Genomic DNA, 25,586 nt, shown 5'->3' on the forward strand with positions numbered 1-25,586 from the left:
GTCCGCGCAGCCTCAACCCGCGTATCTCAAGCAATCCGATTCGGCGTGGTCCGTCTTTGGCCGCGTGATCGCGGCGCTCGGCGGCGGCGCGGGCGCGGCATTGGGCGGCAATGTATCGCGCTCGAATTCGTACGCGGACGACTACAGCCGCGGCTATAACGGCCGTCGCGGCAAGCATCACAAGCATCATCGCCACGACTGACGTTCACGCGTCGGCATGCTGTCTGCGCGCGCCTTTCATCGAATCGAGCACGGTCCTTGAATGCGATGGATGCGCGCAATGATCACGTACGTCGCAGAGGCGCCGCTTTCGGCGTCCGCGCGCTCGCGCGCCGCTTCGCCGGCCCGAGCGCGCATCCAAACGCGAAGCGACGCGTCCTCACCCTGCGCGGGTGCGTCGACTAAGGCTTCAGGACCACCTTGATGCACCCGTCCTGCTTATCGCGGAAGGTTTCGTACATCTGCGGCCCGTCCGCCAGATTCATCCGGTGCGTGATCACGAAGGACGGATCGATCTGTCCTTCTTCGATGCGCTTGAGCAAGTCGTCGCTCCATCGATTGACGTGCGTTTGCCCCATGCGCCAGGTGAGACCCTTGTTCATCGCCGCGCCGAACGGAATCTTGTCGATCAGTCCGCCATACACGCCCGGCACCGAGAGCACGCCCGCCGGACGGCACACGTAGATCATCTCGCGCAGCACATGCGGCCGGTCGGATTCGAGCTTGACGGCCTGCTTGATTCGATCGTAGATGCCGTCGAACGAGCGCGTCGCGTGCGACTCCATGCCGACGGCATCGATACACTTCTCGGGGCCTTTACCTTGTGTCAGATCGCGCAAGCGGTCGAGCACGCTTTCGTCCTTGAAGTTGATCGGGATCGCGCCCGCCGCCTGCGCCATCGCAAGCCGCTCGGGAACGTGATCGATGACGATGACCTGTCGCGCCCCCAGCAATATCGCGCTGCGGATCGCCATCTGTCCGACGGGGCCCGCGCCCCAGATCGCGACGGTGTCGGTCGGTTCGATTTCGCAATTGACCGCGGCCTGCCATCCAGTCGGGAAGATGTCGCCGAGAAAGAGCACCTGTTCGTCGGAAAGGCCATCGGGAATCTTGATATGGGTCTTGTCCGCGAACGGCACGCGTACGTATTCGGCCTGTCCGCCCGCATAGCCGCCTGTCAGATGCGTGTATCCGAAGAGGCCGGCCGTCGTATGACCGAAGAGTTTGTCGGCGGCGTCCTTGTTCCGGTTCGAGCGTTCGCAAACGGAGAAATTGCCCCGCTTGCATTGATCGCATTCGCCGCAGATGATCGTGAACGGCACCACGACACGATCGCCCACTTTGAGGGCGGTGTTATCACGGCCGACTTCGACCACTTCGCCCATGAATTCGTGACCCATCACATCGCCCGATTCCATGCCGGGCATGAAGCCATCGAACAGATGGAGGTCCGAGCCGCAGATCGCGCAAGTCGATACCTTGATGATCGCATCGCGGCCGTGCTCGATCACGGGGTCCGGAACGGTGTCGTAACGGATGTCTTTCTTGCCATGCCAGATGAGTGCCTTCAAGGTCGCCTCCTGCGGATTGATCCGATCGTCGGATAGGTGCGTCGTCGCTGCCATTCGACTTGCGCAACGCGTATTCCCGCCGAGGCATGGCACATGCACATGCACGCTTGAACGATTCCTCCGACATCAAGGATAAAGCGCGATGACAAACGGTATGGCCGACCTCTTCCGGCGTCTGACGGCAGGCGTCCATGTGATCGGCGTGGCGGACGGTGCGACCAAGAACGCGTTTACGGCGAGCTCGGTCATGCAGGTCTCGTTCGACCCGCTGCTCGTTGCGATCGCAATCAATCCGGCGCATGCGTCCTATCGGATACTGCAACGCGGACGCGCGTTCTCCATCAACGTGCTGCGTTCGGATCAGCAGACGTTGGCCGCGCACTTCGGGACACAATCGGGCCGCACGATCGACAAGCTGTCGTCGACGCCTTGGAAAACCGGCCGAAGCGGCGCGCCGATACTGCCCGATGCGCTGGCGTATTTCGACTGTCAGGCTATCGGCGATATCGAAGCCGGGGATCATCGCCTCGTGACAGGCAGCGTGATAGACGGTGCGGTGCTTTCTCCCGAAGCGCAGCCGTTGATCTATGTCGCGACGGAAGATCTGGACCGGAGCGCGCAGCTCTACGCCAAGTCGTTCAACGAATCGAAGTAGAAGTTACGCTTGCGGCGGCTGTACGTTGGAGGCGCTCAGGCCGCCGTCTACCGGCGCATCGCGCCGGTGACGAAGCGCGTCGCATGCTGGGTCGAGATTCGTTCATGGATCGATCAGGGAAAGCGGGTTCTCATTTCAGATCGGCCGGCACCTTGCCGCCGTTCTCCGCGAGCTTCGTCATGACCTGCTTGTGCAGCCAGATGTTCATCGTGGCGGAGTCGTCGGTGTTGCCGGTGTAGTGCAGTTCTTGCGCCAGCGCCTTGCGCGATTCGAGACTGCCATCGAGATCGAGCAGCTTCAGCAGATCGACGATGGACGATCGCCAGTTCAGCGCCGCGCCGTTTTGCTGCTGCTTTTGCGTGAGGATCGCAATGACGTCCACTTCGGGCAATGGCGTGACCGGTGGCCGTGCAGGCTCGACGCCCGGCGTTGCGGGCGTGCCGGCGGCGCCGCTCGCCGAACCCAGAGGCGTGCTGGTCGGATTGCCCGATGACGTCGTGCTCGATGGCGGCGCCGCATTGGGTGCCGCAGGCGGCACGGTCCCGCCGGAAGCGGTTGCCGCCGGATGGTCGTGCGGAAAGATCTTGTTCAATATGTTCGAGAAGATGCTCATGTTTTCCTCTGTGCGTCAGTGATGTCGATGTTCCGCGCATCGCGCATCGAGCGTGCCGCGCGTCTCGTCATGCGACGGGCCCGTGCACGAAGTAACGAAGCAACGGCGCGAAGGTCATCGCGTCGGTCGGCTTCGCGCAAAACGCGTCGAATCCCGCTTGCTTCGCGCGTTGCAGATCGGCCTCGCTTGCTGCCGCCGAATGGGCGATAAGAATGGTCCCGGACGTGTTCGCGTCCGCGCGAAGGCGGGCGGCGACTTCGAGCCCGGACATGTCGGGCATCCAGATATCCAGCAGGACGACTTCCGGTTTGCATCGCGTGGTCGCGTCGATTGCGCCGAGGCCGCCGTAGACGGCATCGGCATCGAATCCGCACACGGCCAGAACCATGCTGATGGCGTCGGCCGTATCCACATAGTCGTCGACGACGAGCACGCGCGGCGTGCCGGGCGCGGTTTTCGTTCTACGTGTCCAGATCGCGCATTTCGGTACCAGGTATTCGCTCACGGCACTCATGATTCGTTGGCGCATCGATAACGCTCGAACGGCGCTGCCCCGAGCCGGAGCAGCGCCGCGGGTCTTACACTTCGTTCGCCTTTCCAGCGCCCAGGTCGGCGCCGGTGGTCGGATCGGCGGACGGATCCGAAGCCGTGCGCGATGCCATCGCCTGCAGCACTTCGACATCGCGTTCGGTCACGGTCACGGTGGCCGCTCCGTCGCCGCCATCGACGGCCGGTTGCGGATCTTCGACGAACTTCCAATCGCCGCCTTCGTTCCACGGCCCGCGCGCGTCATTGCCCTTCGACATGTTGAAGTACACGCTCGTGAACTCCGGCTCGCCCGGCAGCTTGCCTTGCGGGAAGTTCGGCTGAATCGAATGAAGCGCCTTTTCAAACGACTTCTGATGCGCGATTTCGCGCGTCATCAAAAAGCCCAGCGCTTCCTTGATGCCCGGATCGTCCGTCACGTTGATGAGACGCTCATAGACGATCTTCGCGCGTGCCTCAGCGGCGATATTCGAGCGCAGGTCGGCCGTCGGTTCGCCGATGGTGTCGATATAGGCAGCGGTCCAGGGCACGCCCGCGGAGTTGGTGAGGGCAGGGCCGCCGCCATAGAGCAGCGCGGTGGTGTGCGAATCGTTGCCGCCGCCCGTGAGCGAGCGATACAGCTCGGCTTCCGATTCCACTGCTTCCGCGAGCTGGCCCTTTGCGCCCTTGTTCAGCATCGCGACGATCGAGCCGATCACTTCGAGATGGCTCAGTTCTTCGGTGGCGATATCGAACAACAGGTCCTTGCGGCCCGGATCGTCTTCGCCGACAGCTTGCGTGAAGTACCGGCACGCGGCAGCCAGTTCGCCCTGCGGCCCGCCGAACTGCTCGAGCATCAGATTGGCGAGACCCGGATTGGGCGCGCTCACGCGGACGGTGTATTGCAGACGCTTGTTATGCACGAACATTGCATGGCTCCTTTTAGGGCGCACGAAACCCTTCACGGTCCCGGCGCGAATCATCAAGGTTGGACGGTTATGCTCGCAGCGACCAAGAGGACGTCGAAGGCGTCGGTTACGGTCATGCTGCTGCAAGCCTCAGCGCGATGCATCGCGCTGGCGTATCGCGGGGGAAAGCCGCGTCGTGGAATGGAAGGCCGGCTGTCCGGATCGAGTCCGCGGCATCGGCCTGAATGGGAATCAGCAACGCGTATGCCACGCGATTCAACTGACTTCGAAGGAGCGGGCATCGACGATGCTTGATGCCGAGCGGATGAATCAACGGAGACAACCATGAACGTCAAGTCGCTTATGGGACGAACCTTCGCGTGGCCCGCACGCACGTTCAAACGTTTCAGCGCGGATCGTGCTGCGCCGATGGCCGCGAGCATCGCGTTCTATTCAGCGTTCTCGCTCGCGCCGACGCTCGTCATGGTGATCGCCGTCGCGGGCCTCGTGTTCGGCGCGGAGGCCGCTCGCGGTCAGCTCTTTCATCAGATCAACGGCATGCTCGGCAAGGATGCCGCCGCGAGCGTGCAGGCGATCGTCGAGCACGCGCATCAGAGCGGCGGAAGCGGCATTGCCGCGGTGATCTCGTTCGTACTGCTGGCCGTGGGCGCATCGGCGACGTTTTCATCGTTGAACACGGCGCTATCGATCATCTGGCCGAAAAGCGGCAGAGAAAAATCGGGCGTCGCCACGCTCGTCAAGGTTCGGCTGATCTCCTTCGGTCTCGTGATGGGCGTCGCGTTCCTGCTGATCGTGTCGCTCGTGCTGGACACCGCCGTGCAGGCCGCGGGCAAATGGGTGTTCGGGGAATCGCCGCTCGTCGTCATCGGCGACATCGTGCAGTTCGTGCTCGGTCTCGCGATCCTTTCGTGCGCTTTCGCCGCGCTGTTGAAGTATCTGCCCGATGGTCACGTACCGTGGCGCGATGCGCTCGTAGGCGGCGTTATCTCCGCGGTGCTGTTCTCGGTCGGCAAGAAGCTGTTCGCGCTCTATCTCACGCATGCCGGGACCGCGAGCGCATTCGGCGCGGCCGGGTCGCTCGCCGTGCTCCTGATGTGGCTGTATTTCGCGGCAGCCGTCATGCTGCTGGGCGCGGAAGCCGCTGCAACGCGAGTCGAGGCGCGCGAAGGCAAGACCGACGAATCGAACGAGAAGCGCGAGCCTCATGCAGCGCCGGCGACGAACGTGCCCGCCACGACACGTCCGCAAACCGCGCCCGCGATGCAAACGCGCCCGAGCGTCGCGCCGAACGGTTCGCCGGTGATCGCGAAGGTAATCGGTGCGGTAAAAGCGAACCCGAGTCGATTCGCAATCGCCGCGGCAGGCGCGACGCTCTTCGTGTTCGCGAGGGGCGGACATCGACATCACACGGAAAGACGTTCCTGAGCAACTTCGGCACGGCGGATGCTGCGAAACGCGTGAGCGTTCGGCAAGGAGCCACACATGCAAGGGCATTTCGACGACCTGATGAAGCGGGCCATCTATTCAGGCTCCGCTGCGGGACTGGCTTCGGCTTGCGCCGCGTCGACCGCGGCCGTTCGCGCGGGACACGAGCCATACGCGGCGATCAACGCCGTATCCCATTGCTTATGGCCGAGAGCAATCTGGCATGAAGAACCGAGCTTCAGATACAGCGCGTTCGGCGCAACCATTCACATGGGAAGCGCGGCTTTCTGGGGCGTGTTGTTCGAGTCGTTATGCGGACAGCGTTCCCGGCCGGCGACGGTCGTCGCCGCCGCCGCGACGACCGCGCTCGTCGCCTATGTCGTCGATTACCACGCCGTGCCCAAACGAGTCACGCCCGGCTTCGAAGCTCATCTGTCGAAGCGCTCGCTCGCGATGACCTACGTCGCGCTCGGCGCAGGCTTCGCGATCGCGGCGCTGATTCGCGGACGCGCGGCGCGCTGAAGGCATCGGCTGTCATCGCCATTTGTCCATCACACAGGAGCACACGATGAACAAGGATCAAAGGGAAGGGATCAAGGAACAGATCAAAGGCTGGACCGATACGGCCATCGGCACCGTGACGGGCAATGAAGATCGCAAGGTGAAAGGCGATGTCGAAATTACCAACGGCGCCAATCGCAAGGACTATGGCGATCAGAAGGACAACATCGAAAAGGGCGTGGAAGACCCGGGCGATCCGACCAACGAGTAATCGATAGCGCGCAAGCGTTGAAACAAGAGTGGCCGTATGGTGCGGCCGCCGTAACCGTAAGGAGCATCGAACATGAGCACGCCATCGCAGCAAAGCGGACAGGACCAGAAGCCCTCCGGCGACGAAACCTTCACCACCGATGTCTCCGAAACGGACGACGAAGGCACGACCGTGCGCGAAGCCGAAGTGCGGAAGGACGACCTTTCCGAAGTCAAGCCGAACGAGGGCGCGGGCACGCCGGAGTAACGCACGTCATTTGTGGATGGTCGCGCGAAACGATCCCACGTCGTTGGCCGTGACCGGGCGCGCGTCGTTGCCCCACGACGCGCGCACATACGTGAGCACTTGCGCGATCTGTACGTCGGTGAGGCGTCCGGCGAAGGGCGGCATCGCCTGACGTGGCGGGCCGTGGATCGTCGCGGGGCTGTTGCCGCCTTCGACGAGCAGCCGGATCAGCGAGGTCGTATCTTCGCTGATGACCGAGGGATTGCCCGCCAGCGCGGGAAACGCATTCGGCACGCCCTTGCCATCGCTTCGATGACACTGCGCGCAAAACCCCGCATAGACCGCCGCGCCCTGTTCGGGCGCAACGTCGGGCGCGCGCGTCTTGAGACGTCCCGGCGACGCAAGCGACGGATCGAACACGCCGTCCGCCGCGCCGGTCGCGGGCAGCGTCTTCAGATAGACGGCGATCGAGCGCAGATCGTCATCGGTCAGGTATTGGGTGCTGTCCTCGATCGTTTCGACCATGCTGCCGAATGCGGCCATGCCCGCGCCGTGGCCCGTCTTGAGAAACGCGGCGATATCGTCCTGTGCGATGCGCCCGAGCCCCGAGCCGGAATCTCCGCGCAAATTCGGCGCGAACCAGTTGTCGTTGACGCCGCCGGAGAGGAACGTTTTCGATGACTCGTCGTATCCGCGTTCCTGATATGCGATGCCGCGCGGCGTGTGGCACGAGCCGCAATGCCCGAGCGACTGCACGAGATAGGCGCCGCGATTCCAGCTCGCATCGCGATCGGCGTGCGGTTCAAACCGCTGCTTCGGCGCGAACGCCATGCGCCACAGAGGCAACGCCCAGCGCTGGTTGAACGGAAAGGGTACTTTCGTTTCCGGCGGCCGGTGATTCACGGGCGGCACGCCATGCATCATGTAGGCGTAGAGCGCGCGCAGATCGTCGTCGCTGATCTTCACGAACGCCGGATACGGCATCGCGGGATAAAGCCCCTTGCCGCCCGGCGCGACGCCCTCGCGCAACGCCTTCGCAAAGTCCTCGTAGCTGTATGTGCCGATACCCGTCTCGCGATCCGGCGTGATGTTGCTGCTGACGATGGTGCCGAACGGCGACGTCATCTCGAGCCCGCCCGCATACGGCGCGCCGTTCGAGGGCGCGGTATGGCATCCGGCGCAGTCGGCGGCTTTGGCGAGATACGCGCCGCGCGCAATCAGTTCGGGCGATGGCGACGCCCTGTCGTCCGCCATGACGGCGAGCGGCCACAGAAGCAGAACGGAGAGGAAGCGGGATACGTTCATCGTTATTGGTGATACAGGTATGCGGCGATGTCACGCGCATCGATTTCGCCGACGCCCAGATCGGGCATCGCGCTCTGCGGTGAAATGCGCTGCGGAAAGCGGATCCATGTCTGCAGATTCTCCGGTGTGTTCGGCAGCTTGCCCGCGACATAAGCCCGCTCGCCGATGTTTTGCAGCGTCGGTCCGACCTTGCCGTAAGCGCCCGGCACGCCGTCGATCCGGTGACACGCGCCGCAGCCGTAACGCTGGATCGCATCGAGGCCGTGTCGCGGATTGCCGCCGGTGATCGCGTCGGCCGAAGGCGGCTTGCCCTGGCAAGCGGCGAGCGTAGCGATCAGAAGGAGCGCGATTGGAGTCGTGTGCATGTGCTCATCCTTCGCTGGCCACGTCGGCGACGGCGCGCGGCGGCGGCCGCCGCATCAGCCAGCGCGCGCCGACGAGCAATCCGCCGATCAGATACGCAAGCCCGCCCGGAACCCACATCACCAGACCGCCGAGTTGCTGATCCTGCAAGGGATCGAAGCCGAGGGCGCGCGTCGTCTCGATGCACGACGGATACCAGACACCCGGCGCGAGCGTCAGCAGCGCACCGAGCGCGCCGGTGTGGACCATCGTCGTGAAGAGGGAAAGCATCGCGTGGGCATTGGATGCGCCCTGCGCCTCCGATGCGCGGCCGAACACCGTCCACCAGAACAGCAGCGCGCTCGCCAGAAAACTGGCGTGCTGAAGCGTGTGGATGCCGGGGCGCGCGAGCGCCGCCTCGAAGAAGCGCGGCGCGTGCCAGCACCACAGCGCGGCGGCGTGCAACGTCCACGCGACGACGGGCAAGGTCAGGAAGCGCCATGGCAGTTTGATCCAGCGTGAACGCGTCGCCGCGCCGATGCGCGCTCTCGCGTTCGGGGGAAACGCCCAGAGCCACACGGCGAGCGGCCGGCCGATGACGAGCAGCGGCGCGGCCACGAGCATGAAGAGCTCGTGCTGCAGCATGTGCGCGGAGAAGAGCCATTCGCTCAATGCGTGCAGCGGCGAAACCAGCGCGACGACGAGCGTCGACCATCCGGCGGCGAACGCGATCAGCTTCGCGGTCCGCTCGCGACGGCCTTGCGCGCCGCGCTTGTGCAGCTTCAGATAGCCGGCGAGATAGAGCGTCAGGCTCGCCGCCAGCACGGCGACGATCCACGGTTCGAACGTCCACGCGAGCGGCGATGCCTCCGTCGCTGCGACGTGGGCATACGCATCGGCGGACGACAGGAGCACGCAAGGCAGCGCGCATTTCAGCAGGCGGACAGTAGCCATCGCGGTATCGAAATCGCGATCACGGAAAGCACCGACAGCGCGCCCACACCGGCCGCCACCGCCGCGATGAAACCGGCGCGTGCCGGACGGTCGCCGGTATCGGGCGTCGGCAGGGCGAGTTTGCGCCGCGCGTCGCGCCAGCGCTGCCATGCGAGCAGCGTCGCGGCCACGCAGACGATCGCGCTCGCGCCGCTCACGCCGTCGAGCAACGCATGGCCTCCGAGCCGGCACGCGGGCGTCACCAGCGCGTAGTTCAAGCTGAGACAGGCGAGAACGATGAACGGAGCGCCGAGCAGCGCGAGCCAGGTTTTCATAGCCGCGCCGCCCAATAGATGACGCCGTAGATCGGCAGCCAGCTCAACACGACGAAGTACCAATAGAGCGCGTTTTCGCTGACATCGACGAGCCGCTTGCCCTCGAACGGCCCCGTAAAGAGCAGCACCGTGAGCACGGCCGTATCGACGGTATCGGTGATGAGGTGAGTCGTGTGCAGACCGAGCAGCAGCCAGATGACCGAGCCATACGCGTTCGCGTACCAGCTCACGTTGAGCGATGCGAATTCGAATCCGCGTATCACGAGGAAAATCACCGATGCGCCCAGGCACACCGCGAGCCAGATCGCCGCTTTCCGGCGATCGCCACGTTCCGCCGCGTTCTTCGCGAGCTGGTTCGGCCACAGGCTGGCGAGCAGCACGACCGTGTTGAGCGTGCCCCAGAAAAGACGCGGCGGCTCGGCCGCCATCGGCCAGGCGGGGGCGCGCGTGCGCAGATAGAAGACCATCATCACCGCGATGGCGAACACCGTGCCTTCGATCAGCATCAGGCCGGCCGTGCTCCACCACATGAGGCTGCGGTGACTGAAGGCGAAGGTCGGCAACGCGCGCACGTCGAGCACGAGCTCGCCGGTGCCGTGCGCTTCGCGGCGCGTTTCGGCGTTCATGGCCGGCGCTCCCGCGCGACCGCGAGCCGGTTCTCGCCGCGACTCGGCCAGAACCAGCCGATCATCGCCACGGCGACCGGCAGCGACGCCCATACGATCGCCCACGGCGTGTAGATCGAGCCGATGAACAGAATCGTCGTGGCGACGGCGCTTGCGAACGGCCACAGAGAGGGCGTCGGAAACATCGGCCGATGATCGGGCTGCGCATCGAGCACGCTCGTCACGAGCACTTCGCGCGCATCGGCGGCGAGACCCGCGACGAAGGCCGGTTGCGCGGACGGCTCCCACAGCGGATCGCGTCCGTGCACGACCGGAATCGCATCGAAGTTGTGCGGCGGCGGCGGCGACGGCACGCTCCATTCGAGCGTGCCCGCGCCCCACGGATCGGCGGCGGCGCGTTCGTCGCTGCGCATCGTCTTCACGACATTGACGATGAAAAGCAGCACGCTCAACGCGATCATGTAAGCGCCGATCGTCGCCGTGAAATTCATGCCGTCCCAGCCCATGCCGTGCGGATACGTCCACACGCGCCGCGGCATGCCTTCGAGTCCGAGCAGATGCATCGGAAAGAAGGTCACATTGAAGCCGATGAAGAACAGCCAGAATTGCCATTTGCCGAGCCGCTCGTCGAGCAAGCGTCCCGCGAATTTCGGAAACCAGTAGAAGAACGCGCCGAAGAGCGGAAACACCGCGCCGCCGAGCAGCACGTAATGCAGATGCGCGACGACGAAGTACGTATCGTGAACCTGGAGGTCGAGCGGCACCGACGCGACCATGATGCCGGTCATGCCGCCCATCACGAGGATGAAGAAGAACGCGAGGACGAACAATAGCGGCACGCGCAGATTGAGCTTGCCGGTCCATAGCGTGCCGATCCAGCAGAAGATCTGTATCGCCGATGGAATCGCGATCATCAGGCTCGCCGCCGTGAAAAAGCTCTTGCCGAGCTCGGGAATGTTCGTCGCGAACATGTGATGCACCCACAGCCCGAAGGCGAGGAACGCCGTGGCGATGAGCGACAGCACCATCGCCGGATAGCCGAATATCGGGCGGCGCGCGAACGTCGGAATGATCGACGAGATGAAGCCGAGCGGCGGAATGAAGATCAGATACACCTCGGGATGGCCGAAGAACCAGAAGAGGTGTTGCCACAGCAAAACGTCGCCGCCCTTCGCCGGGTTATAGAAATGCGTGCCGACGAGGCGGTCGAGAATCAGCGCTGTGCTGCACAGCATGACGGCGGGCATCGCGAAGATCACCATGAACTGCGTGACGAGCGTCGCCCAAACGAAGAGCGGCATGCGGTTGAGCGACATGCCGGGCGCGCGCAGCTTGAAGATCGTCGTGATGAGAACCACCGCTTCGAGCAGGCCGGAAAGCTCGGTGAAGGTAATCATCTGCGCCCAGATGTCCGTGCCCTTGTTCGGCGAGTAGTCGGGACCGGCGAGCGGCACGTAGCTGAACCAGCCGGTGTTCGGCGCGGTGTTCACGGCGAGCGCGGCGAACAGCAGCAAGCCGCCGAACAGGAACACCCAATACGCATACGCGTTCATGCGCGGAAATGCGATGCTGCGCGCGCCGATCATCAAAGGCACGAGGTACGCGGCGACGGCCTGCATCACCGGCACGGCGAAGAGGAACATCATCGTCGTGCCGTGCATCGTGAAGAGTTCGTTGTAGAGGTTCGGGCCGATCAGCCGCTGATCCGGACGCGCGAGCTGCGTGCGCATCGCGAGTGCGAGCAAGCCTGCGAGCACGAAGAACACGAAGGTCGTCACGATGAAGCGTCGCGCAATCGTCTTGTGATTGACCGCGCTCAACATGCCGATGAAGCCCGGCGGATCGCTCCAGGTTTTCGCGAGCGCATCGCGCACTTCGGGCGATGCGTGCGGACCGTCTGTCAGCGGTGCTTCACTCATTTGAGCGTCTCCATCCAGACGAGCAGCGCTTGCAGATCGGCGGGCGGCAGGCGCGTCGACGGCATGACGGTGCCGGGCTTGAGCGCGCGCGGATCGACGATCCATCCGGCGAGATTGCCGCGATTGTTGGAAAGCGTCCCGGCCGCGATGAACTGCCTGCTCGCGACATGCGTGAGATCGGGGCCGATCGTGCCTTGCGCTTCGGTGCCGCGCACGGTGTGACAGCGCGCGCAGTCCTGGCTCATGAACACGTCGCGGCCGCGCACGGCGATGTCGTCCGATGGCGCGATGGACGGCTGGCGCTGACGGGCCGCCCACGCTTCATACTGCGCAGGCGGATCGGCGATGACCTGAAACGCCATCAACGCGTGTTCGTAACCGCAGAACTCGGCGCATTGTCCGCGATACACGCCCGCCTTGTCCGCGCGAAACTCGATGGTCGCATCGCGGCCGGGAATCATGTCTTTCTTGCCATGAAGATTCGGCACCCAGAACGTGTGGATCACATCGGCGGCTTTCAGCGACACGACCACCGGCCGTCCGACCGGCACATGGAGTTCGTTGGCGAGCGTGAAGCCGGGCGCGTCGCCATCGTTCGCGTAGCGCACTTGCCACCACCATTGATAACCCGTCATCTCGATGCGCAACGCGTTGTCGACGGGCAGGCGCGAGAGCGCGCGGTCCGTGAGGACATCGGCGAGAACGAGACCGAAGAGCAGAAACGTGGACACGCCCGTCGCGGCGACGACCCAGAAGCGCACGCGCGGCTCGCGATGCCCGACAGCGGAGAGATCCGCAGGCGTTGCGCGATTCGCGCGAGGCGCGCGCATCATCGCGATGAGACACGCGAGCAGAATCGCCGCGAACACAACGCAGCAGACGGCCAGCGTCAGATTCCACAGGTCGAGAATGCGGCTGGCTTGAATGCCCGCGGGCGTCAATGCGCTTTGCATGGGTGCATCGTCTCTATGGACAGAAAGCGGACGTGCGACCTGATTAGCAATCGGCGTGCCGCACGCTGACGCGAGACGAGGGCATGACGGATGCTGTTTCTCTCATCGCGAGAACAGCGTGATTCAGACGGGAGAATGTCATGACCAAGGTAGCCGATGTAATGACACGAGACGTGCAGGCGATCGCGTCGGGCGACACGATTCGCCGCGCGGCCGAGCTGATGGACGAATTGAACGTGGGCGCGCTGCCGGTATGCGACGGCACGCGGCTCAAGGGCGTCGTGACGGATCGCGATATCGTGGTTCGCGCGGTATCGGCGGGCAAGGATGCTTCGTGCGCCGTGCAGGAAGTGGCGAGCGAGCCGGTGGAATGGTGCTTCGAGAGCGACGATATCGAAGACGCGATGCGCCGGATGGAACGGTTGCAGATACGCCGTATGCCCGTCGTGAACGGAGAAAAGCAACTCGTCGGGATGCTTGCGCTGGGAGATATCGCGACATGGTCGGACGGCGAAGTTGCGTCGACGCTCGGCGCGATATCGACGCCGTCCGTGCCGAGTCGCGATGAACCGAAATAGCGTCGTGTCGAAGTCCGTCCGAGCGGTACGGGATTTGCTCGCGTTGCGACAGGATGCGCGTCCCTTCAAACACCGGGAGCCGGCCGCAATCGGCCGGAATCGACAATGCTGTTTCTGTTCGTCGAAGATGATGCAAACGTCGCCGCGGCTTTCGCCGAACTGGCCGCCTCGCTCGGCCATCACGCGGACGTCGCGCGTACCGGCGGCGAGGCGCTGCGCATGACAGGCCAGACTCGCTACGACTCCGTGTTCATGGATATCGGCTTGCCGGATATCGACGGACGCAAGCTCTGCGAATTCGTGCGCTGCGCGGGCGCATCGACGGAGGCGTGCATCGTCGCGGTGACCGGTACGCGCGGATTCGACATGGATTCATCGCGTCAATTCGACGGCTATCTGCGCAAGCCCGTTACCGCATCGGAACTCACGGATGTCATCCGAAGCTGCTGAGGCACCGTGCGTGCGACGTTGCGCGGATCGCGCGGCTACGTATCCTGCATAACATTCGCTTGAGGTGAGCGACGCTACGATCGCAGCACGACAACGCACGTGCGCCTTCATGAACCGATACTTCACCAACACGCAGGGCGCCATCCGCCGCATCATCGATCTGAAGCGCAACGGGCCCGAGGCGAGCCGCGCGAACGTCGTCGGCCAGCAGAAGGACGGCAGGGAAGTCCAAGGACTCGAGCAAGTGCTTCTTCACTTGCGCATCGGACGCATCGCCCATTTCACTTGCAGCAGTTCATATGTTCAGGAGATCGTCTTCGTCAGCTAGCGACGAAGACGGCATTCGCTAGCGTCCCCTGATCGCATAGAGCCGCGTCGGTAACGCGACGGGGCTTTGCGGATCGAACCAGTTCATGTCGGGAATGCGCGAATCCGTGACGTAGATCGTGCCGTCCGCGCCTTCCGAGAACGTGTCGGGCCAGACGAGACGCTTGTCGCGCAGCAGCGTCGTGAAGCGATCGCCGTCACGCACGCGGATCGCGTGATGTTCGACCGACGACACGTAAAGCCGTCCGCGCTCGTCGAACCAGAGACCGTCCGCGGGACCGTCGATGCCGACCGCTTCGACGCGCGACGAAACCTGCTGCGCGCTCAACTGCGCGTTCTGAAGCGCGTCGGTCGCGATGCGATACAGCGTCTTGCCCTTCACCGCCTGCCAGTACAGATAGCGCCCATCGGGCGTCAGCGCGATGCCGTCGGCGGAAAAGCTCACGCGCCGTCCGTCGGTCTGCTGCAGCGGCTTGCCGTCGACCTTCACGGTCACGCTCTTGTCGGCCTGCGTGCTCGGGTCGCCGTCGAGCACGCGGCGCGCCGAGCCGGACGCCGTATCGACAACGACGATCGCGCCGCGCACGCCCGAATCGGTGATATAGACGAAGCGGCCGTCCGGGCTGATGCGGACATCGTTGAGATAGCTGCCTTGCGGTGCGATCGTTTCATCGAACGAATAGACATGCGCGACGCGGTTCGATGCCAGATCGATCTGCACGAGCTTCGGCGCGCCCGGCACGACGAGCGACTGCGCCGGCGCACCCGGATCGATGACCCACAGATTGCCGCGCTTGTCCGCGACGACGGACTGAACGCAGACCCAGTGATCCTGCGGCGTGACTTCATCGCGACGTGAATTGCGCCAGCTATTCCAATCGGCATCGGGATAGGGTCGCAGATCGCCGGTGCTGCCGAGCTCGGCGACGGATATCGGCGCGTCTTCCGTCCAGCGCGGAAAGTTGACGAAGGTGCGGCCATCGGGCGTCACGGTGACGCCGGTCACTTGATGCTCGAAGGTCGCGACGAGCTGAAGCCTGGCATCGCCGCGTTGCCGGTCGTGTCGGCTGGCGGTTTCCTCTGCGCTGGCCATCGGCGAGAGGGCGGCGAGGCTCAGAACGAGGAGGGTTTTGACGAGCGGTCTCATGATCGGCTCCGATTCGGGGATGCGCCATTTCAGCAATCGCAATGCCGTGGCATGGGCACAGGCGATGCTCGCATCGTGCAAACCTCTCAGCGACTCAAGCCGAATTGACAATCATACGAAGACGCCCCCGACGCATCGGCCGGTTCGATGCGCTGCGCATGTGCGTGCAATCGCTCATCGCGAGCGTGCTGACGTATGCGTGCATGAATTTCATCGGTTCATCGAGTACAACGTGGGGCGTTTTTTCCAGCCTGTTCGCGCTGCAGGTGAGCTTCGACCGCAGCCTCAAGTTCGGCGTAGGCCAGATGATCGGCGCGGCAATCGGCACCGTGGTGGGCCTCGCGACGCTGCATTTCTTTCCCGATGCCGCCGATGCCTTCCCGCGACTCGGTCTTGCGACGCTCGTCACATGCCTTGCGTCGACGCTCTTCCCGACGACGAACTACAGCATCGTCGTGGCGGCGGCGCTCGCGCTCGAACCATCGGCGGGCGTTGCAGGCGCGGTGTCGCGCGCCGAAGCGATCGCGCTGGGCGCGGCCATCGGCATCGGTGTGTCGTCGAGCGTGTGGCCGCAACTGTCGCGTTCGCGCGCCTTCGAGATCATGGGCGAGCTTCTCGATGACTGCCGTGCGTTGCTCGCGACGATGCCGATCCTCGGTCCGCTCGAAAACCGCGAACGCGTCGATGCGCTGCATGAGCGCTTTCTGCGCCATCTCGTCGAAGCGCGCGCGGTCTGCGGCGAGACGCGCGTGCGTGCGCGCTTCGAAACCGGATCGTCGCTCGGCGCCGCGCTCGTCGCTTTCGAAACGCTATGGCATGGACTGGTGCTGCTCGATCGCATCGGGCAATCGCAATGCGGCTGGCTGACGAACGAGGAAACGGAGCCGCTCGCGGAGCGCATCGAACTCGTGCGCGATTGCGCAAGCGGCTATCTGCAGGCACTGGCTGCATGGATGCGCGGCGGCGCACCGCTGCCGCCTGCCGAACGCTTCCTCGGGCCGCTGAACGATGCGTCCGCTGCCGTCCAATCGGATATCGCGAACGTGATTCTCGGCTACGCGAACGACTCACGGCAGTTGCAGGCGTTGTCGACGCTGTCGTTCGCACTGGAACAGATCAAGGCGAATCTCGCGAATATCGCCGGCGTGCTGGAAACACGCTTCGATCGATCCGCGTAAGCCGTTTGCAAGACGACGGCACACCATCTGCTCTGTCTTCCGACCACCTACGGCGATCGGATATGAGCAAGAACAGCAAAGCGAACAAAGGCATGCCCGCGCCCGATGACCGGCAGGCGCTTCTGACGGAACTGCGCCGTTGCAAAATGGCGCGCTCGCCGCACGCGTACGTCAGGGGCAATACCGAACGATTCTATGAGTGGGTGATGGAGGCGAACGGCGATTCGTTGCCTCGCGGCCCGGCGGTGTGGATTTGCGGCGACTGCCACACAGGCAATCTCGGACCGATTGCCAATGCCAAAGGCAAAGTGGAAATCCAGATTCGCGACCTCGATCAGACGGTGATCGGCAACCCGGTGCATGACGTCGTTCGTCTGGGCTTGTCGCTTGCGACGGCTGCGCGCGGATCATCGTTGTCGGGGCTGAACGTCGTGCGAATGATCGAGGCGCTGGCCGCAGGATATGAATCGGCATTCGCGGATGAAGTCATCGACATCAAGCGTCCCGAACCCGTTCACGTGACGATGAAGGAAGCCGTGCATCGATCGTGGCAGCATCTCGCGCGCGAGCGCATCGAGGACCTGCATCCGACGATTCCCTTGGGCAAACGCTTCTGGCCGCTTGCCGGAGACGAGCGAAAGGCGATCGAAGCGCTCTTCGCCGATGAGGACATCGCAAGCCTGCCGACGAGCCTGAAGGGACGCAAGGATTCGGGCGAGATCGTCGTGCTGGACGCGGCGTACTGGGTGAAGGGTTGCAGCTCGCTCGGCCGTCTGCGTTATGCGGTCCTGCTCGATGTCGATGGTGGCGTCGTCGAAGGCGACGACCTGTGTCTGATGGACATCAAGGAAGGCGTGAAGGCCGCCGCGCCCCGTTACGACGACGTCGCGATGCCGCGCGACAACGCCTTGCGCGTCCTCGAAGGCGCGCGAAACCTGTCGCCGTTTCTCGGTGAACGCATGCGCGCGGCCCGCCTGCTCGATCGCGGCGTGGTGATCCGCGAGTTGTTGCCGCAGGACATGAAACTCGAGATCGAGCAACTCGGCAAGGATGACGCGATGCACGTCGCGCATTATCTCGCGGGTGTCGTAGGCAAGGCGCATGCGCGTCAGATGGACGACGCAACGAAGCGCGAGTGGCGAGCCGAACTCGGCCGCAATCGATCGAAGACCATCGACGCGCCGCTATGGCTTTGGAACAGCATCGTGCAGTTGGTGAGCAGCCACGAAGCGGGCTACCTCGAGCATTGCCGCCGTTACGCGACCGACGCGTGAGGGTACGCATCGCTTCAAAGCATCGGCATATGCAGATGATGCGGATCGGCCATCATGTCCGCCACGCGCCTTAGCGCTTCGCGGCAATCCTCGCGATCCTGTGGCCCGCCGAGACACAGCCGCAGCGCATTCGGCGGATTGCCATCGGTAGAGAACGCGGCGCCGGCCACCGCGCCGATGCCTTGATTGCGCAACTGCAACGCGAGTTCCGGCGCGCTCCAGTCGGACATCGAAGGCACGGGCAGCCAGAGATGAAACCCTTGCGGATCCGCGTCGAAGGCGAGACCTCGAAGCTCCGCCGACGCGATAGCCTGCCTCGCCGCCGCTTCATCGCGAATGGAATCGAGCACGTCGGCGGCGGTGCCATCGTTGATCCATTGCGTTGCGAGCAGCACGGTGAACGGGCTCGGCATGACCGACGTCGCCCGCAACGCTCCCGCGATGCGCTGAGTCTGCCGCGACGTCGGCGCCTTCAGATACGCGACACGCAACCCCGCGCCAAGTGTCTTCGATAAGCCGGTTACGTGATACGTCAGTTCGGGCGCGAGTTCGGCAAGCGTGGCGGGTGCATCGCAAGGCAACATGCCGTAAGGCTCGTCCTCGATGATCGGCACGTTATAACGCAAGGCCACATCGGCCAGCGCTTCGCGCCGCTGCCGCGTCAACGTCAACGTGCTCGGATTCTGCAAGGTCGGATTGCAATAGAAGCCGCCGGGCTTTTCCGTTCGGCACAATGCCTCGAACGCATGCGGCAGCGGCCCTTCATCGTCGCGCAACACGGCTTGCAGACGCACGCCCAGTTGCGATGCGATCGCCTTGATCCCCGGATAAGCGAGCGAATCCAGACAGATCATTTCACCCGGCCGCGCAAGCTGCGAAACGAGCGCGACGAGCGCGCCATGAATGCCGGGACAGACGAGCACGGTATCGACATCGACATCGGGAATGCGTGCCTTGAGCCACTCGCGGCCCGCAACGCGATCCGCCGTCGTGCCGCCGAAGTCCTGATAGCGCAGCAACTGAAACGGATCGGCTCGTTCCATCAGACTCGCCGCCGATGCACGCAGCCGCGCCGCGAGCGCGGGCGGTTCGGGTGGCATGTTCATCGACATCTCGACACTGCTGCCGCCCGCGAGCGGCAAGGTCTGCGTCCTGCCGCGCACGAACGTGCCGCTGCCCGCGCGTGAATCCAGCAGGCCGCGTTTGCGCGCTTCGGCATACGCGCGCGCGACGGTCGTGTAGTTGAGCCCGAGCAGATCGGCGAGGTCGCGCAGACCGGGCAGCCGGTCTCTCGGACGAAGCCGGCCGCTCGCCAAGTCTTCCTCGATCAGATCGGGAATCGTCAGATAAGCGGGCTTTCTGCTGTCTTCAAGCTTCCTGACCCAGTGATGCGCAAGCTGATTCATGACCGCGATGTCTCCGGCGATGGTTCGGATGACCTTAGCATGACAAAACAATCGATCGCAAAGAGATCGCATGCGTTGATCGCACTTGATTGCATTGATCGCTTCGATGCACGGCTTCGGTGTGCCGCGCACCATGCACACGCTTTTCTGCGCTGAAATCGTGCGTGGGGTAGGCGGGCATGAGCGAGGCGGCGCGTCGCGAAGGCCCGTGAATCAAGGCTTCCGCAAAAAATTTTCGCTTCGCGCATGCAAGATCGTTTTGCTTGATTGCAAAGTGATTGCATTTCGCGGGCCAATCATTGGCATATCCGTTGCGTTTTAGCGTTCGCCGTCGCGATGAATGCGATCGACCACGATCGAGAGCGACGGCTCGTTCGCGAACCCATACATCGGAGAATGCCATGCCCGCAGTCAATCAACCGCTTCACAAGAACGGCGACTTTCTGGTCGACTACGAAGAGAAAGTCTTCGAGGATGTGAAGGCCGAACCCGGCGAAAAGGCGCTCGTCACGTTTCATACGGTTGCGTTCGAAGGCTCGATCGGCTTCGTGAACATGCTGCAGGCCACGCGTCTGCAACGCAAGGGTTTCGATACGTCGGTGCTGCTCTACGGTCCCGGCGTCACGCTCGGTCTGCAACGCGGTTTTCCGACGCTCGGCGACGAAGCCTTCCCCGGCCATCTCAACTTCAACAAGCAACTGCAGAAGTTCATGGCCGAAGGCGGCAAGGTGTACGCGTGCCGCTTCGCATTGCAGGCGCTTTACGGACACGGCGAAGCCTCGCTGATCGAAGGCATTCGTCCGATCAACCCGCTCGACGTGCTCGATCTCCAGTTGCTTCATCGCAAGGAGAATGCGCTCGTCATCCATACGTGGACCGTGTGACGATCATGGCCGATGCCCTTTCGAAAAAGCGCATCGTGCGCGCCGCCGCCGTGCAGATCACGCCGGACTTCGAGCGTCCGAACGGTACGCTCGACCGCGTCTGCGCGGCCATCGACGAAGCCGCGGCGCAGGGCGTGCAGCTCATCGTGTTCCCCGAGACCTTCGTGCCGTATTACCCGTATTTCTCGTTCGTGCGCGCGCCGGTGGCATCGGGCGCGGATCACATGAAGCTCTACGAGGAAGCGGTCGTGGTGCCGGGGCCGGTCACGCAGGCGGTGGCCGAACACGCGCGGCTCGCGAACATGGTCGTCGTGCTCGGCGTGAACGAGCGCGATCACGGCAGCCTGTACAACACGCAGCTCATCTTCGATATTGACGGCAAGCTGCTGCTCAAGCGCCGCAAGATCACGCCGACGTTTCATGAACGCATGATCTGGGGGCAAGGCGACGCAGCCGGTCTCAAGGTCGTCGAAACGGGCGTCGGACGAGTCGGCGCGCTCGCGTGCTGGGAGCACTACAACCCGCTCGCGCGCTATGCGCTGATGACGCAGCACGAAGAGATCCATTGCAGCCAGTTCCCCGGCTCGCTGGTCGGTCCGATCTTCGCGGAGCAGATCGAAGTGACGATCCGCCATCACGCGCTCGAATCGGGCTGCTTCGTCGTCAACGCGACGGGCTGGCTCACCGATGCGCAGATCGAAGCCGTCACCCCCGACCCGAATCTGCAACGCGCGCTGCGCGGCGGCTGCAACACGGCGATCGTCTCGCCCGAAGGCCAGCATCTCGCCGAGCCTTTGCGCGAAGGCGAGGGCATGGTGATCGCCGATCTCGACATGGCGCTCATCACGAAGCGCAAACGCATGATGGATTCGGTCGGTCATTACGCACGGCCCGAACTGCTGAGCCTCGCGATCAACGATCGCCCGGCATCGCCCGTCACTTCCTTCAAGGACACCGAACACGATGAGCGCCCGAGAGAACCTGCCGGCATCGACACGGCAATTGATGACTGAGCTTCAGTCGACGGGCCTGCGGCTCGTCGATCCGCGCGCGGGCGTGTCGAGCCGGCGCGGCGGCGCGGGACCGTCGGATCACAAGGCGGTCACGGTCGATGGCGTGACCATCATGGTGCCCGTGCATACGAGCACCGCGTGGGAATCGCCGTTCGTCGCCGGGGAGCCCGATGCGAACGGCAAAAGCGCGCTGATGCGCAACACCATTCCGATCGCGAGCATCAGCTTTCCGAAGGCGCCGCGCTTCTATGCGATGCAGACGCTCGACGGCGTGCCTTACTCGCACATCGCGACGCTGCATAGCGCCGACGTGCTTGCGACGACCGTGCTGCAAACCTGCATCCGCTACGAGAGCCGGCGCAAGTCGTGCAAGTTCTGCGCGATCGGCCAGTCGCTCGCGGCGGGGCGCACGATCGCGCGCAAGACGCCGGAGCAGCTTGCCGAAGTCGCGCGCGCTGCCGTGCTTCTCGATGGCGTCAAGCATATGGTGCTCACGACCGGCACGCCGCCCACATCCGATCGCGGCGCGCAGATCCTTTGCGAAAGCGCGTTCGCGATCAAGGCCGCGGTCGATCTGCCGATCCAGGCGCAATGCGAGCCGCCCGACGACGATCGCTGGTTCGAGCGCATGAAGGCAAGCGGCATCGACACGCTCGGCATGCATCTCGAAGCGGTGACGCCTTCCGTGCGCGAACGCATCATGCCGGGCAAGGCGACGGTGCCGGTCGCGCGTTACATGGAAGCCTTCGAGGCGGCGGTCGCCGTATTCGGACGCGGACAGGTGAGCACGTACATTCTCGCGGGGCTCGGCGACAGCGCGCAGGCCATCGTCGATACGGCGCGCGAGCTCATCGCGCTCGGTGTGTATCCGTTCGTCGTGCCCTTCGTGCCGATCAGCGGCACGCCGCTCGAAGATCATCCCGCGCCCACGCCCGAATTCATGCGCTCGGTGCTGGCGCCCATCGGCGCGATGCTCGCAAACGCCAACATGCGTTCCGCCGATATCAAAGCGGGCTGCGGCAAATGCGGCGCGTGCTCGTCGCTTTCTTCGTACGAGGTGTGACATGTTCGTCGAAGCCATCGAGGGCGATGCATTAGATCTCGCCTATACGCCGGTCGAATATCGCGTCAAGTGGGCGACGCTGCCGTGGGAAGCGGATGAAGCGTACAAGCTGCGCCGCGCGGTGTTCTGCATCGAGCAGGGCGTGTTCGTCGGCGACGATCGCGACGAGATCGACGAACGCGCGCAACTGCTCGTTGCGCTGAGTTGCGTCGCGGGCATGCCGGAGCAGGTCGTCGGCACGGTACGCATCCACGAGACGCAGCCGCGCGTGTGGCTCGGCTCGCGGCTCGCCGTGCACGCCGCTTTCCGTTCGCACGGCAAGATCGGCTCGACGCTGATCCGGCTCGCGGTGTCGAGCGCACACGCGCTCGGATGCGAGACTTTTCTCGCGCATGTGCAGGCGCAGAACGTGCCGCTTTTCCGGCGTCTGCGCTGGGACACGCAGCGGGAAGAGACGCTCTTCGGCCGCCCGCATCATCTGATGCGCGCGCAACTCGATGCGTATCCGCCGTGCGTCACGCCGCAAAGCGGATTCGTCGCGCTGGCGCGGAGGCCGTCGTGAACGCGCTGGCCGGTCTCGTCGAACGCTTGCGCGAGAGTCGCGGCTTTCGTCACAAGAGCGATATCTCGGGCGTGTTGTCGCGGCTGCCTGAAGGCGCTCAGGCCGTGCCGATAGGCGACGACTGCGCCGCGATTCCCGATGGCGACGGCTATCTGCTCTTCGCCATCGAAGGGCTGGTGAGCGACTTCGTGCGCGCGATGCCGTGGTTCGCGGGCTACAGCGGCGTGATGGTGAACGTGAGCGATATCTACGCGATGGGCGGACGTCCGCTCGCCGTCGTCGATGCGCTGTGGAGCGGCGACGCGCAAGCGGCATCCGAGGTGCTCGCGGGCATGGCGGCGGCATCGTCGGCGTATGGCGTGCCGATCGTCGGCGGCCATAGCAACGTGCGCAGCGACCGCGCGCAGCTCGCGGTGGCGATCGTCGGGCGGGCCAGGAAGCTTTTGACGAGCTTCGACGCGCGCCCCGGCGATGCGCTCGTGATGGCCGTCGATTTGCGCGGCCGTTTCGAGGAGCCTTATCCGTTCTGGAATGCATCGGTGAGCGCGCCTGCTGGCCGCGCGCGCGGCGATTACGAACTGCTGCCCGCGCTAGCCGAAGACGGCCTGTGCGATGCCGCGAAGGACATCAGCATGGCGGGCGCGCTCGGCACCGCGCTGATGTTGCTCGAATGCTCGAAGGCCGGCGCGCGCATCGATCTCGATGCGTTGCCCTGTCCCGAAGGCGTCGATTTCGAGCGTTGGCTCACGGCGTTTCCGAGCTTCGGCTTCGTGCTGTCCGTGCGTCCCGGACAGGTCGATGAAGTGCTCGTGCGGTTTGCTTCGCGCGACCTCGCGAGCGCGGTGATCGGCGAAGTGGATGCATCGCGTGAAGTCGTGTTGACGCGCGACGGTGATGCCGCGTTGCTATGGAACCTGCACGAGGAGCCGTTCATATGCGCGCGATGAACCCCGCAACCGAGGCTACACCATGCCAGTGATGCATTTTCTGATTCGTTGGCCCGACGGCGTCGAGGCGAGCTGCTATTCGCCTTCGACGGTCGTCGGCGAGTATTTCGCGGCAGGCGAAAGCTATAGCGTCGGCGATTTCGTCGCGCGTTCGCGCGAGGCGCTGCACATCGGCTCGGAGCGCGTGCGGGAGAAATACGGCTTCGCGTGCTCGGCCGCGCTCGATCAGCTTGCGCGCATCGAAGAGGATGCGAGCCGCTTCAGCGAAGCGCACGAGGCACGCGTCACCGTGCTGGCGCTCGATTGACTCACTTGTCGAATGGTAGAGGGATTGAATATGTCGAACATCGATTCAGCACAGACCGCGCCGGCGCATTACAGCGTGATCGTCATCGGCGGCGGACAGGCCGGGCTTTCGGCCAGCTACTTCCTGAAGCAGGCCAGCATCGATCATCTCGTGCTGGAGAAGCACAGCGTCACGCACACATGGCGCACGCAACGCTGGGACACGTTCTGCCTCGTGACGCCCAACTGGCAATGCGCGTTGCCGGGGCATCCGTATCAGGGCGCGGACCCGCACGGCTTCATGAAGAAGGACGAGATCATCGACTATCTCGATGCGTTCATCGCCAAGGTGAATGCGCCGGTGCTCGAGGACGCGGCGGTCACGCGCGTCACGCGCGACGCGCAAGGACGCTTCGCCGTGACGAGCACGCGCGGCGCGTTCACGGCGGATCAGATCGTGGTCGCGTCGGGCGGCTATCACACGCCGATCGTGCCGCGCATGGCCGAGCGTCTGCCCGCTGACATCGTGCAGGTGCAGTCATCGGAATATCGCAACGCCGGTGCGCTGCCGCCCGGCGCGGTGCTCGTCGTCGGCTCGGGTCAGTCAGGCGCGCAGATCGCGGAAGATCTGCATCTGTCGGGACGCAAGGTTCATCTCGCGGTCGGCGAGGCGCCGCGTTGCGCGCGGTTTCATCGCGGTCGCGATGTCGTCGACTGGCTCGCGGACATGCGCTATTACGACATGCCCGTGACCGATCATCCGCTGCGCGAAGGCGTGCGCGACAACACCAATCATTACGTCACGGGCCGCGACGGCGGACGCGACATCGATCTGCGCCGCTTCGCGCTCGAAGGCATGGAACTGTTTGGCCGGCTCGAAGACTTCCGTGACGGCAAGCTGCGTTTCGCGACCAACCTGCGCGCGAATCTCGATGACGCCGACGATACCTATAACCGCATCAACGCGAGCATCGACGGTTTCATCGCGAAGCACGGCATCGACGCGCCTCCCGCCGCGCCTTATGTACCCATCTGGCAGCCGCAGGAAGAGCGCGCGGAGCTCGACCTGCAGGCGAGCGGGATCACATCGATCGTATGGTGCATAGGGTTCACGCCGGACTTCGCGTGGCTCGATGCGCCGGTGTTCAACGGACGCGGTTATCCATCGCATACGCGCGGCGTGACGGCGGTGAAGGGCCTCTATTTCGTCGGCTTGCCGTGGCTGCATACGTGGGGCTCGGGCCGCTTCTCCGGCGTGGCGCGCGATGCGCAATACATCGTCGATGCGGTGTGCGCCGAGCGGGCAAACGCGCCGGAGCGCGCGTCGATCGCGTGCGCGTAAAG

30 protein-coding genes and 1 pseudogene are annotated in these 25,586 nt (G+C 64.2%); 18 read left to right on the forward strand and 13 right to left on the reverse strand.

Going from position 1 to position 25,586, the window contains the following annotated elements; translation table 11 throughout:
• Window positions 1-202: pseudogene (locus tag NCS67_RS30940) on the forward strand (hypothetical protein); the annotation flags it as partial.
• A 199-nt stretch (window positions 203-401) separates the two neighbouring features.
• On the opposite strand, the gene NCS67_RS30945 reads toward NCS67_RS30940, so the two are convergent.
• Window positions 402-1,571 (reverse strand): zinc-dependent alcohol dehydrogenase, encoded by a 1,170-nt coding sequence (locus tag NCS67_RS30945; protein WP_250437846.1) that lies wholly within the window; start codon window positions 1,569-1,571, stop codon window positions 402-404.
• Window positions 1,572-1,713: 142 nt separating this feature from the next.
• Between NCS67_RS30945 and NCS67_RS30950 the strand changes: the two genes are divergently transcribed.
• A complete protein-coding gene (locus NCS67_RS30950) occupies window positions 1,714-2,226 on the forward strand; it encodes a flavin reductase family protein (protein WP_250437848.1) in 513 nt (170 codons plus the stop codon).
• Between the two features lie 130 nt (window positions 2,227-2,356).
• On the opposite strand, the gene NCS67_RS30955 is transcribed toward NCS67_RS30950, so the two are convergent.
• The 3 genes from NCS67_RS30955 to NCS67_RS30965 all read right to left on the reverse strand — a co-directional run bounded on the left by NCS67_RS30955 (window position 2,357) and on the right by NCS67_RS30965 (window position 4,293).
• Window positions 2,357-2,839, reverse strand: a complete 483-nt coding sequence (locus tag NCS67_RS30955; RefSeq protein ID WP_250437849.1) for a DUF3597 domain-containing protein — start codon at window positions 2,837-2,839, stop codon at window positions 2,357-2,359.
• 67 nt (window positions 2,840-2,906) lie between these two features.
• Window positions 2,907-3,353 (reverse strand): response regulator, encoded by a 447-nt coding sequence (locus NCS67_RS30960; protein ID WP_008345755.1) that lies wholly within the window; start codon window positions 3,351-3,353, stop codon window positions 2,907-2,909.
• 64 nt (window positions 3,354-3,417) lie between these two features.
• Window positions 3,418-4,293 carry a manganese catalase family protein gene (locus NCS67_RS30965; protein ID WP_008345754.1) on the reverse strand — a complete coding sequence of 292 codons (876 nt, stop codon included), beginning with the start codon at window positions 4,291-4,293 and terminating at the stop codon, window positions 3,418-3,420.
• A gap of 324 nt (window positions 4,294-4,617) precedes the next feature.
• Between NCS67_RS30965 and NCS67_RS30970 the strand changes: the two genes are divergently transcribed.
• From NCS67_RS30970 to NCS67_RS30985, 4 genes are all read left to right on the forward strand, one after another.
• On the forward strand, window positions 4,618-5,718 hold the full coding sequence (locus NCS67_RS30970; protein WP_008345753.1) for a YihY/virulence factor BrkB family protein: 1,101 nt from the start codon (window positions 4,618-4,620) through the stop codon (window positions 5,716-5,718).
• Between the two features lie 57 nt (window positions 5,719-5,775).
• Window positions 5,776-6,240: a hypothetical protein gene (locus NCS67_RS30975; RefSeq protein WP_250437850.1), complete on the forward strand. Its 465-nt coding sequence runs from the start codon at window positions 5,776-5,778 to the stop codon at window positions 6,238-6,240.
• Between the two features lie 46 nt (window positions 6,241-6,286).
• Window positions 6,287-6,490 (forward strand): CsbD family protein, encoded by a 204-nt coding sequence (locus tag NCS67_RS30980; protein ID WP_008345751.1) that lies wholly within the window; start codon window positions 6,287-6,289, stop codon window positions 6,488-6,490.
• Between the two features lie 72 nt (window positions 6,491-6,562).
• Entirely contained in the window at window positions 6,563-6,736 is a 174-nt protein-coding gene (locus NCS67_RS30985; protein ID WP_250437852.1) for a hypothetical protein, read from the forward strand.
• A 6-nt stretch (window positions 6,737-6,742) separates the two neighbouring features.
• On the opposite strand, the gene NCS67_RS30990 is transcribed toward NCS67_RS30985, so the two are convergent.
• From NCS67_RS30990 to coxB, 7 genes are read right to left on the reverse strand one after another with little or no spacing between them, the layout of a single operon-like run.
• Window positions 6,743-8,020, reverse strand: a complete 1,278-nt coding sequence (locus NCS67_RS30990) for a c-type cytochrome (protein ID WP_250437854.1) — start codon at window positions 8,018-8,020, stop codon at window positions 6,743-6,745.
• A gap of 2 nt (window positions 8,021-8,022) precedes the next feature.
• Window positions 8,023-8,385 (reverse strand): c-type cytochrome, encoded by a 363-nt coding sequence (locus NCS67_RS30995; RefSeq protein ID WP_008345748.1) that lies wholly within the window; start codon window positions 8,383-8,385, stop codon window positions 8,023-8,025.
• A gap of 4 nt (window positions 8,386-8,389) precedes the next feature.
• A complete protein-coding gene (locus NCS67_RS31000) occupies window positions 8,390-9,316 on the reverse strand; it encodes a cytochrome c oxidase assembly protein (protein WP_250437855.1) in 927 nt (308 codons plus the stop codon).
• Window positions 9,295-9,630 (reverse strand): hypothetical protein, encoded by a 336-nt coding sequence (locus NCS67_RS31005; RefSeq protein ID WP_250437857.1) that lies wholly within the window; start codon window positions 9,628-9,630, stop codon window positions 9,295-9,297. The genes NCS67_RS31000 and NCS67_RS31005 overlap by 22 nt, the downstream gene beginning before the upstream one ends.
• Window positions 9,627-10,256 carry a cytochrome c oxidase subunit 3 gene (locus tag NCS67_RS31010; RefSeq protein ID WP_008345745.1) on the reverse strand — a complete coding sequence of 210 codons (630 nt, stop codon included), beginning with the start codon at window positions 10,254-10,256 and terminating at the stop codon, window positions 9,627-9,629. The genes NCS67_RS31005 and NCS67_RS31010 overlap by 4 nt, the downstream gene beginning before the upstream one ends.
• On the reverse strand, window positions 10,253-12,175 hold the full coding sequence (gene ctaD, locus NCS67_RS31015) for a cytochrome c oxidase subunit I (RefSeq protein WP_034471079.1): 1,923 nt from the start codon (window positions 12,173-12,175) through the stop codon (window positions 10,253-10,255). Before ctaD ends, NCS67_RS31010 begins: the two co-directional genes overlap by 4 nt.
• Complete coding sequence (gene coxB / locus NCS67_RS31020) at window positions 12,172-13,128, reverse strand: cytochrome c oxidase subunit II (RefSeq protein WP_250437858.1); 957 nt, start codon at window positions 13,126-13,128, stop codon at window positions 12,172-12,174. Before coxB ends, ctaD begins: the two co-directional genes overlap by 4 nt.
• 140 nt (window positions 13,129-13,268) lie before the next feature.
• Here coxB and NCS67_RS31025 point away from each other — a divergent pair, with 140 nt between their 5' ends.
• From NCS67_RS31025 to NCS67_RS31035, 3 genes are all read left to right on the forward strand, one after another.
• Window positions 13,269-13,706 (forward strand): CBS domain-containing protein, encoded by a 438-nt coding sequence (locus NCS67_RS31025; RefSeq protein ID WP_033535648.1) that lies wholly within the window; start codon window positions 13,269-13,271, stop codon window positions 13,704-13,706.
• A 105-nt stretch (window positions 13,707-13,811) separates the two neighbouring features.
• Window positions 13,812-14,156 carry a response regulator gene (locus tag NCS67_RS31030; RefSeq protein WP_008345740.1) on the forward strand — a complete coding sequence of 115 codons (345 nt, stop codon included), beginning with the start codon at window positions 13,812-13,814 and terminating at the stop codon, window positions 14,154-14,156.
• Between the two features lie 109 nt (window positions 14,157-14,265).
• A complete protein-coding gene (locus NCS67_RS31035; protein WP_250437860.1) occupies window positions 14,266-14,484 on the forward strand; it encodes a hypothetical protein in 219 nt (72 codons plus the stop codon).
• Between the two features lie 18 nt (window positions 14,485-14,502).
• On the opposite strand, the gene NCS67_RS31040 is transcribed toward NCS67_RS31035, so the two are convergent.
• Window positions 14,503-15,630, reverse strand: a complete 1,128-nt coding sequence (locus NCS67_RS31040) for an L-dopachrome tautomerase-related protein (protein ID WP_250437861.1) — start codon at window positions 15,628-15,630, stop codon at window positions 14,503-14,505.
• Between the two features lie 158 nt (window positions 15,631-15,788).
• Between NCS67_RS31040 and NCS67_RS31045 the strand changes: the two genes are divergently transcribed.
• The gene (locus NCS67_RS31045) at window positions 15,789-16,808 is read left to right on the forward strand and encodes an FUSC family protein (protein ID WP_250437862.1); all 1,020 of its coding nucleotides are present in this window, start codon (window positions 15,789-15,791) and stop codon (window positions 16,806-16,808) included.
• A gap of 62 nt (window positions 16,809-16,870) precedes the next feature.
• Window positions 16,871-18,082 (forward strand): DUF2252 family protein, encoded by a 1,212-nt coding sequence (locus tag NCS67_RS31050; protein ID WP_250437863.1) that lies wholly within the window; start codon window positions 16,871-16,873, stop codon window positions 18,080-18,082.
• Between the two features lie 14 nt (window positions 18,083-18,096).
• On the opposite strand, the gene NCS67_RS31055 is transcribed toward NCS67_RS31050, so the two are convergent.
• On the reverse strand, window positions 18,097-19,488 hold the full coding sequence (locus NCS67_RS31055; RefSeq protein WP_008345729.1) for an aminotransferase-like domain-containing protein: 1,392 nt from the start codon (window positions 19,486-19,488) through the stop codon (window positions 18,097-18,099).
• Window positions 19,489-19,889: 401 nt separating this feature from the next.
• Here NCS67_RS31055 and NCS67_RS31060 point away from each other — a divergent pair, with 401 nt between their 5' ends.
• The 7 genes from NCS67_RS31060 to NCS67_RS31090 are packed head-to-tail and all read left to right on the forward strand — an operon-like array spanning window position 19,890 to window position 25,584.
• A complete protein-coding gene (locus tag NCS67_RS31060; protein ID WP_008345727.1) occupies window positions 19,890-20,372 on the forward strand; it encodes an MSMEG_0572/Sll0783 family nitrogen starvation response protein in 483 nt (160 codons plus the stop codon).
• 5 nt (window positions 20,373-20,377) lie between these two features.
• Entirely contained in the window at window positions 20,378-21,385 is a 1,008-nt protein-coding gene (locus NCS67_RS31065) for a Nit6803 family nitrilase (protein ID WP_250437864.1), read from the forward strand.
• A complete protein-coding gene (locus NCS67_RS31070; RefSeq protein ID WP_008345724.1) occupies window positions 21,378-22,448 on the forward strand; it encodes an MSMEG_0568 family radical SAM protein in 1,071 nt (356 codons plus the stop codon). The genes NCS67_RS31065 and NCS67_RS31070 overlap by 8 nt, the downstream gene beginning before the upstream one ends.
• A 1-nt stretch (window position 22,449) precedes the next feature.
• On the forward strand, window positions 22,450-23,010 hold the full coding sequence (locus NCS67_RS31075) for an MSMEG_0567/Sll0786 family nitrogen starvation N-acetyltransferase (RefSeq protein ID WP_250437865.1): 561 nt from the start codon (window positions 22,450-22,452) through the stop codon (window positions 23,008-23,010).
• Window positions 23,007-23,957 carry a sll0787 family AIR synthase-like protein gene (locus tag NCS67_RS31080; protein WP_250437866.1) on the forward strand — a complete coding sequence of 317 codons (951 nt, stop codon included), beginning with the start codon at window positions 23,007-23,009 and terminating at the stop codon, window positions 23,955-23,957. Before NCS67_RS31075 ends, NCS67_RS31080 begins: the two co-directional genes overlap by 4 nt.
• Window positions 23,958-23,979: 22 nt before the next feature.
• Window positions 23,980-24,264 carry an MSMEG_0570 family nitrogen starvation response protein gene (locus tag NCS67_RS31085; protein WP_250437867.1) on the forward strand — a complete coding sequence of 95 codons (285 nt, stop codon included), beginning with the start codon at window positions 23,980-23,982 and terminating at the stop codon, window positions 24,262-24,264.
• 30 nt (window positions 24,265-24,294) lie between these two features.
• Window positions 24,295-25,584 (forward strand): MSMEG_0569 family flavin-dependent oxidoreductase, encoded by a 1,290-nt coding sequence (locus NCS67_RS31090; protein WP_008345715.1) that lies wholly within the window; start codon window positions 24,295-24,297, stop codon window positions 25,582-25,584.
• Window positions 25,585-25,586: the final 2 nt, after the last annotated feature.

It is taken from the genome of Caballeronia sp. ATUFL_F2_KS9A (genome assembly GCF_023630765.1).
GTDB lineage: Bacteria > Pseudomonadota > Gammaproteobacteria > Burkholderiales > Burkholderiaceae > Caballeronia > Caballeronia zhejiangensis.

Coding starts and splice junctions, on each gene's coding strand:
- NCS67_RS30950 (WP_250437848.1), top strand. CDS start 1,714: ATGACAAACGGTATGGCCGACCTCTTCCGGCGTCTGACGGCAGGCGTC.
- NCS67_RS30955 (WP_250437849.1), bottom strand. CDS start 2,839: ATGAGCATCTTCTCGAACATATTGAACAAGATCTTTCCGCACGACCAT.
- NCS67_RS30960 (WP_008345755.1), bottom strand. CDS start 3,353: ATGAGTGCCGTGAGCGAATACCTGGTACCGAAATGCGCGATCTGGACA.
- NCS67_RS30965 (WP_008345754.1), bottom strand. CDS start 4,293: ATGTTCGTGCATAACAAGCGTCTGCAATACACCGTCCGCGTGAGCGCG.
- NCS67_RS30970 (WP_008345753.1), top strand. CDS start 4,618: ATGAACGTCAAGTCGCTTATGGGACGAACCTTCGCGTGGCCCGCACGC.
- NCS67_RS30975 (WP_250437850.1), top strand. CDS start 5,776: ATGCAAGGGCATTTCGACGACCTGATGAAGCGGGCCATCTATTCAGGC.
- NCS67_RS30980 (WP_008345751.1), top strand. CDS start 6,287: ATGAACAAGGATCAAAGGGAAGGGATCAAGGAACAGATCAAAGGCTGG.
- NCS67_RS30985 (WP_250437852.1), top strand. CDS start 6,563: ATGAGCACGCCATCGCAGCAAAGCGGACAGGACCAGAAGCCCTCCGGC.
- NCS67_RS30990 (WP_250437854.1), bottom strand. CDS start 8,020: ATGAACGTATCCCGCTTCCTCTCCGTTCTGCTTCTGTGGCCGCTCGCC.
- NCS67_RS30995 (WP_008345748.1), bottom strand. CDS start 8,385: ATGCACACGACTCCAATCGCGCTCCTTCTGATCGCTACGCTCGCCGCT.
- NCS67_RS31000 (WP_250437855.1), bottom strand. CDS start 9,316: ATGGCTACTGTCCGCCTGCTGAAATGCGCGCTGCCTTGCGTGCTCCTG.
- NCS67_RS31005 (WP_250437857.1), bottom strand. CDS start 9,630: ATGAAAACCTGGCTCGCGCTGCTCGGCGCTCCGTTCATCGTTCTCGCC.
- NCS67_RS31010 (WP_008345745.1), bottom strand. CDS start 10,256: ATGAACGCCGAAACGCGCCGCGAAGCGCACGGCACCGGCGAGCTCGTG.
- ctaD (WP_034471079.1), bottom strand. CDS start 12,175: ATGAGTGAAGCACCGCTGACAGACGGTCCGCACGCATCGCCCGAAGTG.
- coxB (WP_250437858.1), bottom strand. CDS start 13,128: ATGCAAAGCGCATTGACGCCCGCGGGCATTCAAGCCAGCCGCATTCTC.
- NCS67_RS31025 (WP_033535648.1), top strand. CDS start 13,269: ATGACCAAGGTAGCCGATGTAATGACACGAGACGTGCAGGCGATCGCG.
- NCS67_RS31030 (WP_008345740.1), top strand. CDS start 13,812: ATGCTGTTTCTGTTCGTCGAAGATGATGCAAACGTCGCCGCGGCTTTC.
- NCS67_RS31035 (WP_250437860.1), top strand. CDS start 14,266: ATGAACCGATACTTCACCAACACGCAGGGCGCCATCCGCCGCATCATC.
- NCS67_RS31040 (WP_250437861.1), bottom strand. CDS start 15,630: ATGAGACCGCTCGTCAAAACCCTCCTCGTTCTGAGCCTCGCCGCCCTC.
- NCS67_RS31045 (WP_250437862.1), top strand. CDS start 15,789: ATGTGCGTGCAATCGCTCATCGCGAGCGTGCTGACGTATGCGTGCATG.
- NCS67_RS31050 (WP_250437863.1), top strand. CDS start 16,871: ATGAGCAAGAACAGCAAAGCGAACAAAGGCATGCCCGCGCCCGATGAC.
- NCS67_RS31055 (WP_008345729.1), bottom strand. CDS start 19,488: ATGAATCAGCTTGCGCATCACTGGGTCAGGAAGCTTGAAGACAGCAGA.
- NCS67_RS31060 (WP_008345727.1), top strand. CDS start 19,890: ATGCCCGCAGTCAATCAACCGCTTCACAAGAACGGCGACTTTCTGGTC.
- NCS67_RS31065 (WP_250437864.1), top strand. CDS start 20,378: ATGGCCGATGCCCTTTCGAAAAAGCGCATCGTGCGCGCCGCCGCCGTG.
- NCS67_RS31070 (WP_008345724.1), top strand. CDS start 21,378: ATGACTGAGCTTCAGTCGACGGGCCTGCGGCTCGTCGATCCGCGCGCG.
- NCS67_RS31075 (WP_250437865.1), top strand. CDS start 22,450: ATGTTCGTCGAAGCCATCGAGGGCGATGCATTAGATCTCGCCTATACG.
- NCS67_RS31085 (WP_250437867.1), top strand. CDS start 23,980: ATGCCAGTGATGCATTTTCTGATTCGTTGGCCCGACGGCGTCGAGGCG.
- NCS67_RS31090 (WP_008345715.1), top strand. CDS start 24,295: ATGTCGAACATCGATTCAGCACAGACCGCGCCGGCGCATTACAGCGTG.